Here is a 12,582-nt window from a genome sequence, read left to right on the forward strand (position 1 = left end):
CCTGATAACTATATCACTAAACGCTATATCAACCGCACGATCACCCTCACAGTTCGCAATTTGCAAATGGAGGCTGTACTTATTTCTTGGCACCGTACTTACTGCGACCCTGCTTACGACCGTCAACACCGGCGGTGTCGAGGCTGCCGCGTACGATGTGATAACGAACACCAGGAAGGTCACGTACCCTGCCGCCACGTACTATAACAGTACTGTGCTCCTGCAGGTTGTGATCGATACCCGGGATATAAGCCGTAACCTCTTTGCCGTTAGTCAGACGTACACGAGCTATCTTACGCAGAGCAGAATTAGGCTTTTTAGGTGTCTGTGTTCTTACTACCAGACAAACACCGCGTTTCTGCGGGCAACCGGTAATATCTGAAACACGCTTTTTCGCTTTTCTGCCTCTACCACGGCGAACTAACTGATTAATCGTCGGCATATTTTCTCCACACTTGCAATCATTGCCACTATTTCAAAACTGTATTTTATCGACCGGCCAAACACGTGCCAGCCAAATTCTTATATTTTTTACGATTCGTCAAGACCAAGAGCAGCCTTCATAGCCTTGTCGGCGGCTGCTTCGGCTTCCTTCTCTTCTCGCAGGTCCTCAAGCTGTTTCGGTACAGGAGGCTCAGCAAGATGCTTAACCTTCATGTTCAGGTAAGGCTTGAATGCCGTACCCGCCGGGATCAAGTGACCCAGTATAACGTTTTCCTTGAGACCGCATAAGTTGTCTATCTTACTGCCAAGTGCGGCCTCAGTCAAGACCTTAGTTGTCTCCTGGAAGCTCGCAGCCGAAATAAAGCTTTCCGACTGCAATGAAGCCTTGGTTATACCAAGCAGCAGCGTATTAGCTGAAGCGGGTCTCGGTTTCTTGCCCTTGGCGGTTTCACCGCCGAGCTGCTCGACCTTTTCGTTGGCCGCATCCAGCTCTTCACGGGTTACCAGCACGCCCTTTTCGAGATCCGTGTCGCCCGGCTCGGTGATCCGCAGCTTCTTGAACAGTTCTTCGTTAGATTCCCTGAACTGCTGCTTATCAACGATCTCGCCTGGCAGATAGTCGCTGTCACCGACGCTTTCGATCTCGACCTTACGCATCATCTGAGAGACGATAATCTCAATGTGCTTGTCGCTGATCGTCACGTTCTGGGCACGATATACGTTTTGGATCTCACGCAGCAGATACCTCTGCAGGGCCTCTTCACCCTTGATCCGCAGAATGTCATGCGGAACGAGCGGGCCGTCCGTCAGTGCGTCACCAGCATCGACGTAGTCACCGGTATGATAGTTCAGGTGACGGTCACGCGGAACGTGGTGTTCCTTTTCCATTCCGCTTTCGCTGCGTACGATGACAGTCATCTTACCGCGGCGTTTATCACTCTTGAGCTCGATGGTACCGCTGATCTCCGCCATAGCAGCGGGGTTCTTGGGCTTACGAGCTTCGAAAATCTCAGTAACACGAGGCAGACCGCCGGTAATATCCTGCGTACCGCCGCCGCCGCGAGGCAGACGAGCGAGCAGTGCACCGGCCTTGACTTCTTCGCCTTCTTCAACTTCCACGCGGGCCTTTGCGGGCAGGTAGTGAACGTCGAGGATCTTGCCTGTCTGATCTTCGATGATGACCTGCGGATGCTTATCACCCTTGTGTTCGATAATAACGGGTCGGCCGGGCTGTCCCTTGCGATCCTCTTCGATACGCATGGTCTCACCTTCGACAACGTCCATAAGTCGTACGAAACCGCCGACCTCAGCAAGGATCGGCACACGGTGCGGATCCCAACTGAACAGAATAGTACCCTTCTTGACCGGATCGCCGTCATTGACCTGGATGATTCCGCCGTAAGGAATCTTAAAGCGTTCGAGCTCACGTCCCTTGTCGTCGACAACCGCCATCTCTGCCTGGCGTTTCAGACAGATGTTAACAACTGTGCCGTCTTCCAACTCAAACGGAGCACTCTTGACGTCAATGAAGCTGGCTTTACCGGCACGCGGCGCCTTCTGCGAAGTTTCGAGAACGGCGATTTCCGCAATACCACCGGTATGGAAAGTACGCATAGTAAGCTGAGTACCAGGCTCACCGATCGACTGAGCGGCGATGATACCGACTGCCAGGCCTTCTTCGACCAAATCGCCTGCACTGAGGTCCCAGCCGTAACATTTGCCGCATACGCCAACCTTGCTTTCACAAGTAAGCGGGCTTCGCACCCTGATAGCGTCGAGACCGAGTTCCTCGATCTTGGCGGCAGCTTCTGCGGTTATTACCTCGTTTTCGCGGACGATCATTTCGTCCGTGATCGGGTTCCTGATATTGTCGCGAGCGGTTCGGCCGATGATCAACTGCCTCAGCGGCACATCGACTGCTTCGCCCTTGTAGACCGTCGTCTTTGTAATACCCTGCAGCGTGCCGCAATCGATCTCACTGACCATTACGTTCTGTGCGACGTCTGCAAGCTTACGTGTAAGATAACCGGAGTCGGCAGTCTTGAGAGCTGTATCAGCAAGACCCTTACGTGCACCGTGAGTCGAGCTGAAGTATTCAAGTACGTTCAGGCCCTCACGGAAATTCGACAGAATAGGCGTCTCGATGATCTCGCCGCTGGGCTTTGCCATCAGTGCACGCATACCTGCGAGCTGCTGAATCTGGTCGACGCTACCACGAGCACCGGAGTCCCTCATAACCCAGATCGGATTAAGGTAAGGCTTGCCGTCACGTGTATCGTTACGCATAGCGTCCATCATGCGGTTCGTGACTTCAACACGTGCATGTGTCCAGGCGTCGATGATCTGATTGTATCGTTCGCCGCCGGTCAGAACGCCCTGCTGGAAGTTCTTGATAACCTTATTGACACGTTTCTGAGTGCGTTCAACGATATCCCATTTCTCGTCAGGAATACGCAGGTCGGTAATACCAAAACTCAATCCAGCAAGCATCGCACGCTTGAAGCCGAGTTCTTTGATGTTGTCGAGCAGCTCGATAGTACCCTTACCGCCGCATATGTCATAGGAGTCAGAGATAACCGTGGACAGCCCCTTCTTATCCATGCCATAATTGTAGAATGGCATTTCTTCGGGCAGAATTTCATTGAACAGGCATCGGCCTGGAGTCGTTTCAATAACCCCGCCTTCTAGATCGCCCTTCTTGGTTCGGACCATCTTGCCCTCCGGCAGGCAGACCTTGACCTTCGCGTGCATTGCGACTTTGCCCAGCTCATGAGCGGTGATCGCTTCCTGCGTGCTGCGGAACATCATGCCCTCGCCCTTCTGATCGACACGCATGCAGGTAATATAGTAGTTACCGAGCACCATGTCCTGAGAAGGAGTCATCACAGGCGAGCCGTTAGCAGGCGAGAACAGGCTGTTCGTCGACAGCACCAGAGTGTGCACCTCGACCTGTGCCTCGATACTCAGCGGCAGATGGACCGCCATCTGGTCACCGTCAAAGTCAGCGTTAAAGCCCGAGCATACCAGCGGATGCAGAACGATCGCATTACCTTCCACGAGCACAGGCTCGAATGCCTGAATACCCATCCTGTGCAGTGTAGGTGCACGGTTGAGCAGTACAGGATGCTGATGAATTACCTCTTCGAGAATATCCCAGACGTGCTCATCACGACGCTCGAGCATGCGTTTTGCGCTCTTGATCGTGTCGGCGTGACCGCGTTCTTTAAGCTTGCGAATAATGAACGGCTGGAAAAGCTCCAGAGCGATCTTCTTGGGCAGGCCGCACTGATAAAGCTTGAGGTGAGGACCAACCACGATAACTGAACGAGCGGAGTAGTCCACACGCTTACCGAGCAGATTTTCACGGAAACGGCCCTGCTTACCCTTGATCATGTCGGTAAGACTCTTGAGAGGCCTGTTATTGCTTCCGAGTACCGGCCTGCGGCAGCGGTTGTTGTCCAGCAGCGAATCGACTGCCTGCTGCAGCATCCGCTTTTCGTTGCGAATGATAACCTCAGGAGCGTTCAGATCGATAAGCTTCTTGAGACGGTTATTTCTGTTAATGATGCGCCTGTAAAGGTCGTTCAGGTCACTTGTGGCAAAGTTGCCGCTTTCGAGCATGACCAGCGGACGCAGATCAGGCGGGATTACCGGGATCACATCCAGGATCATCCACTCAGGATTGTTTTCGCTTTCAAGTACCGCATTGACCGTTTTTAGCCTCTTGGTCAGGTCCTTGATCTTCTGCTTACTGTTGGTCTTTTTGACTTCTTCGCGAAGCTCGATGCTGATCGCCTTGAGATCGAGCTTGCCGAGCAGTTCCTGAACAGCCTCTGCACCCATGCTTGCCTTGAAGCAGTTGCCGTACTTGTTCAGGGCATCGCGATATTCTTCTTCGCTGAGAAGCTGCATGAACTTCAGCGGGCTCTGGCCGGGATCGGTTATTACATAGTCCTGGAAGTATACCACCTTTTCCAGAGAAGAGGTTTTCATGCCCAGAAGCGTGCTCAATCGGCTGGGCATTGCCTTGAAGAACCATATGTGTACGATCGGAGCGGCGAGATTGATGTGCCCCATTCTCTTACGGCGAACTCGGCTGTGCGTAACCTTGACGCCGCAGCGGTCGCAGATGATGCCCTTGAACTTAGTACCTTTATATTTACCGCAGGCACATTCCCAGTCCCGCTCAGGACCGAAAATACGCTCGCAGAACAGACCGTCCTTTTCGGGACGATAGGTTCGATAATTGATCGTCTCGGGTTTGCGCACTTCACCGAACGACCAGCTTCGGATATCATTAGGGCTTGCCAGTGATATCTTTACCGAACCGTAATCATTTATGCGATCGTAAATTGACTCTACCATTTTATGATCAACTCCGACTTTCACATTATTGCGACTTCGCCTGCCGATACCCCTTCAAGGGTTCACGACCACTTACAGAGGCTTATTGCCTACCCGCTTTTTCTCCAGTGAGATATTCAGGCCAAGGCCCCTGATCTCGTTACAAAGCACATCGAACGAGATCGGTGTGCCCGCTTCGAGAGTATTCATACCTTTGACCATCGATTCATAGATCTTGGTCCGACCTTCAATATCATCACTCTTGACAGTCAGCAATTCCTGCAGAGTATATGAAGCTCCGTATGCTTCCAGAGCCCAAACTTCCATTTCACCGAAACGCTGTCCACCAGTTCTGGCCTTACCGCCCAGAGGCTGCTGCGTGATCAGGCTGTATGGGCCTGTCGCACGAGCGTGGATCTTCTCGTCCACCAGGTGGTGCAGTTTCAGCATGTACATAAATCCAACCGTTGTCTGCTGTTCCAGCGGCTCACCAGTTCGGCCGTCATAAAGCTGGACCTTGAGACTTTCCGGCACTTCGACTCGCAGACCTCCGGCTGGCGGAGCCTTTTTGTCCGTCTCGAACATCTGCATCTGCTGTCGGACATAATCGTTGGCTTCTACCGTGACTTTTTGAATCTCGTCTTCGGTAGCACCATCGAAAACAGGCGTATTGGCCCTGAAGCCGAGAACCTTCCCGGACCAGCCGAGGATCGTCTCGAGGATCTGACCGACGTTCATACGACTGGGTACGCCGAGCGGATTCAGACAGATATCAACCGGTGTTCCGTCGTCCAGGAACGGCATATCTTCTTCGGGCATGATCTTGGCGATAACACCCTTGTTACCGTGGCGACCAGCCATCTTATCACCAACCGAAAGTACACGCTTGGTGGCAACGTAAACCTTGACCATTTCCAGAACACCGCTTGGCAGCTCGTCACCGTGCTTCATGCGGTTCAGTCGTACCTTTGCCTCTTCCTGCAGATCGCGGATCTTGGGCCAGAACTGTTCGATAATGTCCTTGGCCTGGCCGCGGAGCTTAGCGGGCTTGACCCACTCGATCTGGAAGTTCTCGATCTGCTCTTCGATGACGTCGTTATCATCGCTTGCACCGGCCTTCTGCAGTGTCGACGGGTCGACAATTTCGGTGCCAAACTGTTCGTTTATCTCACGCATCATGCGGCGGAACAGAGCACACTGCTTTGAGATCATTTCCTGCTCGTATTCCTGCATGCGGATCTTGAGTTCTGCCTTCTGCTCGTCGGACATGCCGCCGCGACGGATGAACCTGCGGGTCTTGATGACCGTACCTTCAAAACCGCTTGGAACCTCGAGCGAATCGTTCTTCACGTCCTCGCCCGCCCGGCCGAAGATAGCATGCAGAAGTTTTTCTTCCGGCGTAAGTTCGGTCTTGCTTTTCGGCGAAACCTTACCAACGAGAATATCGCCGGGCCCTACGCGGGTACCTTCGCGGATGATGCCGTTCTCGTCCAGGTTACGCAGGACCTTCTCGCCGACGTTTGGAATATCTCGCGTAAATTCCTCACGGCCGAGCTTTGTCTCGCGGATGTCGACGCTGAACTCATCAATGTGAATACTTGTGAAGACGTCATCCTTTACCAGTCTTTCGCTGATGATGATCGCATCCTCAAAGTTGTAGCCGTCGAACGGAACAAATGCCACGCAGACATTCTTACCAAGCGAAAGCACGCCGTTAGCGGTACCGCCGCCGTCCGCGATGATATCGCCAGCCTTGACCTCTTCGCCCAGTTTAACGCGAGGAGTCTGAGTAAGACAGGTTCTCTCGTTAAGGCCCTGGAACTTGATCAGATCGTACTCATCAGTGTCATTGACGACGATCTTGTTGGCATCTACAGCCGTAACGACGCCGTCATTGGTCGCACGAACGACCATGCTGGAATTCTTCGCGACGATCTCTTCCATGCCGGTTCCGACCAGCGGAGGCTCGGTTTCGAGCAGCGGCACGGACTGACGCATCATGTTCGATCCCATCAGAGCACGGTTAGCATCGTCATGCTCCAAAAACGGAATCAGCGATGCCGACACACCAACAGTCTGCTTCGGCGAAATATCTACAAAATCTACCTCTTCGCGCGGAGCCTGCGTAAGGTCACCGCCCTTTCGAGCGAGTACCAGACCCTTGCGAAGTTCGTTACTCTTCGGATCGACCATGCCGGGCGGAGCGAATACCGCTTTCATTTCCTCGTCCGCACGCATGTATGCGATCTCGTCGGTGACCTTCATATTCTCGACCTTGCGGTAAGGCGTGAGAAGGAAGCCGTACTCATCGACCTTAGAGAAAATACCCAGCGAAACGATCAGCCCGATGTTCGTACCTTCAGGTGTTTCGATCGGACACACTCGGCCGTAGTGACTGATATGAACGTCTCGCACCTCAAAGCCAGCACGCTTACGGTTAAGACCGCCCGGCCCAAGTGCACTTAGACGTCTTTCGTGCGTAAGCTGAGAAAGGCAGTTCGTCTGGTCCACAACCTGGCTGAGCTCGCCGCGACCGAAGAAGTATTCGATGCTGGAAGAGACGCTCTTGGAGTTGACCAGGTCAGCGATACGCTTGATATCGCCCGGGCTCTTCATGCTCATGCGTTCCTGCACCGTGCGACGCAGCTTGAGAAGACCCTTGCGGATCTCGTCGGCTGCCAGCTCGTCGATGGTACGCAGACGCCTGTTACCCAGATGGTCAATGTCGTCAATTTCGCCCTTGCCGTTACGCAGGCCGACGATATATTTCATTGTATTGAGGAAATCCTCCGGCCTGAGCGTCATCTTTGATTCCGCCAGGTCCTGATCGAACTTCCTGTTTATCCTGAATCTGCCCACGCGTCCGAGACGATAACGATTTTCGTCAAAGAACTTTTCGGCGAACAGTTGTTTTGCCTTGTCGATCTGAGCCGGGTTGCCCGGACGCAGTTTTACGTAAAGCTTGAGCAGAGCATCCTCGTGATTCTCGCAATCGTCCTCTGCGATCGTATTGAGGATCAGCGGGTCCTGCACTCTCTTAATAACTTCGATCTTGTCCAGCGAACTGGCCTGGATCTGACCAACCATATCGCCAAGCTGACAGCCGGCCTCAACTAGGATCTCGCCCGTCTCGGTATCAACGATCGGGCCTACCGACCACATTGACGGATCCAGCTTGCCTGTATCGACACTCTTTACGTCATAGAACAGACGGATGATCTGCTCTGTCGTTCCCATGTCCTCACTCATCGCACGCAGGAACGTGGTCGCAGGGATCTTGCTGGACTGGTCAATACGCACGACCAGAACATCCTTGCGAGTGACGGACATCTCTATCCAACTGCCGCGTTCTGGGATGATTCGGCAGCCATGAAGAATCCTGTCGCCGGATTCTTTGCTTTCAATTCCAAAATCCACACCGGGACTGCGGTGAAGCTGATTTACGATCACACGCTCGGCACCGTTGACGATGAACTCGCCGCCGCCGATCATGACCGGCATCTCGCCAAGATAGATCCCCTGCTCGGCAATGTCGTCCGCATTCGAGCGTTTGAGGGCGCAATGTATCTTCAGCGGGTAACCGTAAGTCAAGCGGAGTTCCCTGCACTGCTCAGGTGTATAGCGAGGCCGCTCGAGCTCATAGCTCATAAATTCGAGCTCTGCGGTCTTGTCATAGCTGACAATTGGGAATATCTCGCGAAGCAGTGCTTCCAGCCCGCTGTCTGTGCGATCATCGGGCGAAACATTTTCCTGCAAAAACCGGCTGTAACTTGCACGCTGAATCTCTACCAGATCCGGCACATCTGTTGCGTCACCGATCTTTCCAAAATTACGGACAGGCAAAAACTTCATTAATTACTCTCCGCTTCGGTTTCCTGTTACTCGTTACATCAATGCTGGCAGACCGTCCAAAAAACGGCCTGCCAGCCACAAATCCGCAAATAAAACTAAGCTTAAGCAAGCTCGACTGTAGCGCCGGCTGCCTCAAGCTGCTTCTGCATCTCTTCTGCTTCTTCCTTCGCAACGCCTTCCTTTACGGGCTTCGGCGCGTTGTCTACCAGTTCCTTGGCTTCCTTGAGGCCAAGACCTGTGATAGCACGTACTTCCTTGATTACGGCGATCTTCTTTTCGCCGGCTTCCTTGAGAACTACGTCGAAATCAGACTTTTCTTCTTCTTCTGCTGCTTCGCCGCCTGCTGCCGGGCCAGCCATCATTACTGCGCCGCCTGCTGCAGGCTCGATGCCGTGCTCTTCCTTGAGATAATCGCCAAGCTCTTTGGCCTGCATAAGTGTAAGACCAACGATCTTGTCGCCCAAATCCTTAATGTCTTCGCTCCATGTTCTTTCTTGTTCTGACATTTATATACTCCTGTGACCGTGTCTCGCGGTAGCCAAGGCTACGCTGCCCTGTTTAACCCCAGAGGGGACAACCACAAAACAAACCAACATTTCTCTTTTATCAATCAGCCAAATAAACTTACGCTGCTTCTTCCAGCTTCTCTATAAGGCTCTTTATACAGCCAGCGAGGTGCTGGGCAGGACCGGTGACTGCGCCGGCAATATTCGAGCCGGGTGTCTGAGCGATCTGAACGATCTCGCCCTGCAGTTCTGCCCGGTTCGGCATCTTCGCAAGAGCCTTTGCATCTTCACTGCTCAATGCTTCGCCGTCGACGTAAGCACCCTTGAAATTGACGAAGTCATATTTCTTGGTCCAATCCTCAAGTGCCTTTGCAACGTCTACAACGCTGTCGCCACCGTAAGCAACAGTACACGGGCCTGCTTCGAAAAGGCCGATACCGTTCGGTTTGTCGAGGTTCTCCATCGCGCGACGCATCATTGCATTGCGAACAACGCTCAATCTGATGTCCTTGTCACGCAGCTCGCCGCGCATCTCGTTATTCTCATTACCGCTGAGTCCCTTGGTTTCGACAACGACAAAATTGTCAACGTCGGAAAACTTTCTTTCCAGCTCAGCCTGAAGTAAATTCTTAACGTATTTACTCATAATTACACCTGTTCAATTATCTATATCGCGTCCTGCCTTTCAGCAGGTTGAATACCTGGGTTTACCGTACGTCCACCTGAACACTCGGGCTCATAGTCGCAGTCAGACAGACCTTCTTGATGTAGCCGCCCTTTACGCTGCTGGGCCTGATCTTCTTGACATGCGAAATGAACGCATCGGTGTTTTCCTTGAGCTTGCCCTCGCTGAAGCTGAGCTTGCCGACGACAACGTGCAGATTACCGTTCTTATCGTTGCGATACTCTACCTTACCAGCAGCAAACTCTTTTACGGCACTAACCACATCAGGTGTGACGGTGCCGTTCTTTGGAGAAGGCATCTTGCCCTGCGGACCAAGAACCCGGCCGAGCTTACCAACCTTGCCCATCACCTTGGGAGAGGCGATCGCAACGTCAAAATCGGTCCAGCCGTCTTCGATCTTCTTGACCAGCTCGTCGGTACCAGCTTCTGTAGCGCCGGCATTTTTAGCGGCCTCGACGTCCGAATCCTCGCAGAAAGCGATAACTTTCTTCTGCTTGCCGATACCGTTCGGCAGGCTGATCGCACCACGCAGCATCTGGTCGGCCTGTTTGGGGTCGATACCCAGGTGCATTACCAGTTCAACCGTCTGGTCGAATTTGGTGCTGTCCCAGCCCTTCACTTTTTTGATAGCTTCAGACAGAGGAAGTACTTCCTTGCCGGTAGTCTTCTCCGCATCCGCTCTGTATCTTTTACTCTTTTTTGCCATTACTTACTCCGCGAATCTTTATATCTCGCTCCCACTGCTAAGCCGTGGTCAGCTATTTCGGGTCGGACAACGCATCCGCCCGGCTTTGCTCGTTCTAGTCGACGACTTCAATACCCATACTGCGGGCAGTGCCTTCGATGATCCTGTCGGCATGCTCGGGATCGAAAGCGTTCAGGTCCTTCATCTTCATCTCGCTGATCTTGCGAACCTGTTCCTTGGTCACCTTGCCGACCTTGTCTTTGTTGGGTTCACCGCTGCCCTTCGCCAACCCTGCCTCTTTCTTGAGCAGTACTGCCGCCGGAGGGCTCTTTACGATGAAATCGAACGACCTGTCATTGTAGATATTGATCTCAACAGGCACGGTCATGCCGTTCATGTCAGAAGTGCGTTCGTTGAACTGACTTACGAACTGACCGATATTTACACCATGCTGACCCAGCGCAGGACCAATGGGAGGAGCCGGAGTGGCCTGACCACCAGGTGCCTGCAATTTTAATTTACCAACTACTTCCTTGGCCATCACTAACCTCGATAATAACTAGTCTCTGTCCAAATACCAATAAACTCAAAAAACACCAAATCCGCACCCCTCATACAAGGGTAGCGGTCAATTTTGCCACACTTTTTCAGATTATCCCGCCTTGGTTTTGCTGGCAAGGATGCTTTCCAATTAAACCTTTTCTATCTGCCAGTACTCGATATCAAGCGGAGTGCTCCTGCCGAAGATAGACACGATTACGCGAACAACGCCCCGCTCGCTGTCGATCGAATCCACAACGCCCTCGAAGTTCTCGAAAGCGCCTTCGTTGATCTTGACGATGTCGCCCTTCTGGAACTCAACCTTGATATTTGGAGCTTCCTCCGGCTTTTCCGCCTCCTTGAGCATCTTAGCAACGTCCGTGTCCCTCATCGGTGTCGGTATCCCGTCGGTTCCCACGAAATCGCCGACCCCCATCGTTTCCTTGATGATATACCAGGCATCATCATGAGGATGACCGCCTTCCTTGGTCTCCAGCTCCATGAAAACATATCCGGGGTACAGCTTGCGGGTTACCACTCGCTGCTTACCGCCGCGGATACGCTTGACGTGCTCTACCGGCACAATGATCCGTCCGACGCTGGTGATGCCCTCTGTACGCATCTTCTTTTCCAGCGCGTCGCGAACCCGCATTTCTTTATTTGAAGCTACCCGTAATACATACCACTGCATATTATGACCTTATAGTAAGGTAGTCCTCGTTAGTAGATATTGAAAACCTGATCCAGCACGTACCTGAATACAAAATCAGCCAGGAACAACAGGATCATCATGATGATCACTACTGAGATCACAACCATTGTGGAAGAGACGATCTCACGTCTGCTCGACCAGCTTACCTTTTTGATCTCGCCTTCGGCCGATATCAGGAAATCCGCAACCTTGCGGTTATTCAGCAGCCAGAACAGACCGCCTGCAAACGCCACACAAATAGCCATAGGAACCAGCGTCTGCACGAGTATACCCGCCTGAGCAAGCTGTCCATAAAGAACATAACACCCCGTGGCAACCAGAGCAAAGATACTGATGCCCGTCCACAAGCGTGTATGATAACCTTGTCCACTTTTATATATCTTCAGTCCCATGCCTCGCAGCCCCTGAAATATTTAAACATAAGCAAAAACACCGCATCTTGCGGTTCCGAAACAGGTCAGGAGGGACTCGAACCCCCAACCTACGGTTTTGGAGACCGTTGCTCTCCCAATTGAGCTACTGACCTACGTCCATGCGCTACTTACGCCGTATTTTGTGCGGTGTACGCTTGCGATCCTGCTTGCAGAACTTATTCAGTTGCAGCTTTGGAGTGCCGCCCTGAACATTTACTTCTGTCCTGTAGTTCCGGCTGCCGCAAGTCTTACATTCCAGCCACACATATTCGCGTTTGGTTGATCTAGCCATTACGACCTCACAATTTTTCGAAAATTCCCTAAAAGATATTGTCACGCCGCAGAACAGTGCAGCTCCCGACCAACAAATACCGGTTAAGGGATACAAACGGGTGCTGCCG

At 52.5% G+C, this 12,582-nt stretch carries 10 protein-coding genes and 1 tRNA gene; all 11 read right to left on the minus strand.

Translation table 11 applies throughout. The features are described 5' to 3' along the window. Window positions 1-79: 79 nt before the first annotated feature. Window positions 80-442 (minus strand): 30S ribosomal protein S12, encoded by a 363-nt coding sequence (gene rpsL, locus STSP2_RS14775; RefSeq protein ID WP_146663501.1) that lies wholly within the window; start codon window positions 440-442, stop codon window positions 80-82. A gap of 89 nt (window positions 443-531) precedes the next feature. Beyond that, window positions 532-4,809 (minus strand): DNA-directed RNA polymerase subunit beta', encoded by a 4,278-nt coding sequence (gene rpoC / locus STSP2_RS14780; RefSeq protein WP_146663502.1) that lies wholly within the window; start codon window positions 4,807-4,809, stop codon window positions 532-534. A gap of 72 nt (window positions 4,810-4,881) precedes the next feature. After that, a complete protein-coding gene (gene rpoB, locus STSP2_RS14785; RefSeq protein WP_146663503.1) occupies window positions 4,882-8,640 on the minus strand; it encodes a DNA-directed RNA polymerase subunit beta in 3,759 nt (1,252 codons plus the stop codon). A gap of 101 nt (window positions 8,641-8,741) precedes the next feature. Beyond that, window positions 8,742-9,146: a 50S ribosomal protein L7/L12 gene (gene rplL / locus STSP2_RS14790; RefSeq protein WP_146663504.1), complete on the minus strand. Its 405-nt coding sequence runs from the start codon at window positions 9,144-9,146 to the stop codon at window positions 8,742-8,744. Window positions 9,147-9,264: 118 nt separating this feature from the next. Beyond that, complete coding sequence (gene rplJ / locus STSP2_RS14795; RefSeq protein ID WP_146663505.1) at window positions 9,265-9,792, minus strand: 50S ribosomal protein L10; 528 nt, start codon at window positions 9,790-9,792, stop codon at window positions 9,265-9,267. Between the two features lie 61 nt (window positions 9,793-9,853). Continuing rightward, window positions 9,854-10,537 carry a 50S ribosomal protein L1 gene (gene rplA, locus STSP2_RS14800; RefSeq protein ID WP_146663506.1) on the minus strand — a complete coding sequence of 228 codons (684 nt, stop codon included), beginning with the start codon at window positions 10,535-10,537 and terminating at the stop codon, window positions 9,854-9,856. Window positions 10,538-10,631: 94 nt separating this feature from the next. Continuing rightward, window positions 10,632-11,057: a 50S ribosomal protein L11 gene (gene rplK / locus STSP2_RS14805; RefSeq protein WP_146663507.1), complete on the minus strand. Its 426-nt coding sequence runs from the start codon at window positions 11,055-11,057 to the stop codon at window positions 10,632-10,634. A gap of 150 nt (window positions 11,058-11,207) precedes the next feature. Then, window positions 11,208-11,747 carry a transcription termination/antitermination protein NusG gene (nusG, locus tag STSP2_RS14810; RefSeq protein ID WP_146663508.1) on the minus strand — a complete coding sequence of 180 codons (540 nt, stop codon included), beginning with the start codon at window positions 11,745-11,747 and terminating at the stop codon, window positions 11,208-11,210. A gap of 29 nt (window positions 11,748-11,776) precedes the next feature. Then, entirely contained in the window at window positions 11,777-12,160 is a 384-nt protein-coding gene (gene secE, locus STSP2_RS14815; RefSeq protein ID WP_146663509.1) for a preprotein translocase subunit SecE, read from the minus strand. A 61-nt stretch (window positions 12,161-12,221) separates the two neighbouring features. Continuing rightward, window positions 12,222-12,294, minus strand: a tRNA-Trp gene (locus STSP2_RS14820). 11 nt (window positions 12,295-12,305) lie between these two features. Continuing rightward, on the minus strand, window positions 12,306-12,473 hold the full coding sequence (gene rpmG, locus STSP2_RS14825; protein ID WP_146663510.1) for a 50S ribosomal protein L33: 168 nt from the start codon (window positions 12,471-12,473) through the stop codon (window positions 12,306-12,308). Window positions 12,474-12,582: the final 109 nt, after the last annotated feature.

The organism is Anaerohalosphaera lusitana, assembly GCF_002007645.1.
Classification (GTDB): domain Bacteria; phylum Planctomycetota; class Phycisphaerae; order Sedimentisphaerales; family Anaerohalosphaeraceae; genus Anaerohalosphaera; species Anaerohalosphaera lusitana.

What these genes read in the sequence shown, in the direction of transcription:
- rpsL (WP_146663501.1), bottom strand. Translation starts at nt 442, where the DNA reads ATGCCGACGATTAATCAGTTAGTTCGCCGTGGTAGAGGCAGAAAAGCG.
- rpoC (WP_146663502.1), bottom strand. Translation starts at nt 4,809, where the DNA reads ATGGTAGAGTCAATTTACGATCGCATAAATGATTACGGTTCGGTAAAG.
- rpoB (WP_146663503.1), bottom strand. Translation starts at nt 8,640, where the DNA reads ATGAAGTTTTTGCCTGTCCGTAATTTTGGAAAGATCGGTGACGCAACA.
- rplL (WP_146663504.1), bottom strand. Translation starts at nt 9,146, where the DNA reads ATGTCAGAACAAGAAAGAACATGGAGCGAAGACATTAAGGATTTGGGC.
- rplJ (WP_146663505.1), bottom strand. Translation starts at nt 9,792, where the DNA reads ATGAGTAAATACGTTAAGAATTTACTTCAGGCTGAGCTGGAAAGAAAG.
- rplA (WP_146663506.1), bottom strand. Translation starts at nt 10,537, where the DNA reads ATGGCAAAAAAGAGTAAAAGATACAGAGCGGATGCGGAGAAGACTACC.
- rplK (WP_146663507.1), bottom strand. Translation starts at nt 11,057, where the DNA reads ATGGCCAAGGAAGTAGTTGGTAAATTAAAATTGCAGGCACCTGGTGGT.
- nusG (WP_146663508.1), bottom strand. Translation starts at nt 11,747, where the DNA reads ATGCAGTGGTATGTATTACGGGTAGCTTCAAATAAAGAAATGCGGGTT.
- secE (WP_146663509.1), bottom strand. Translation starts at nt 12,160, where the DNA reads ATGGGACTGAAGATATATAAAAGTGGACAAGGTTATCATACACGCTTG.
- rpmG (WP_146663510.1), bottom strand. Translation starts at nt 12,473, where the DNA reads ATGGCTAGATCAACCAAACGCGAATATGTGTGGCTGGAATGTAAGACT.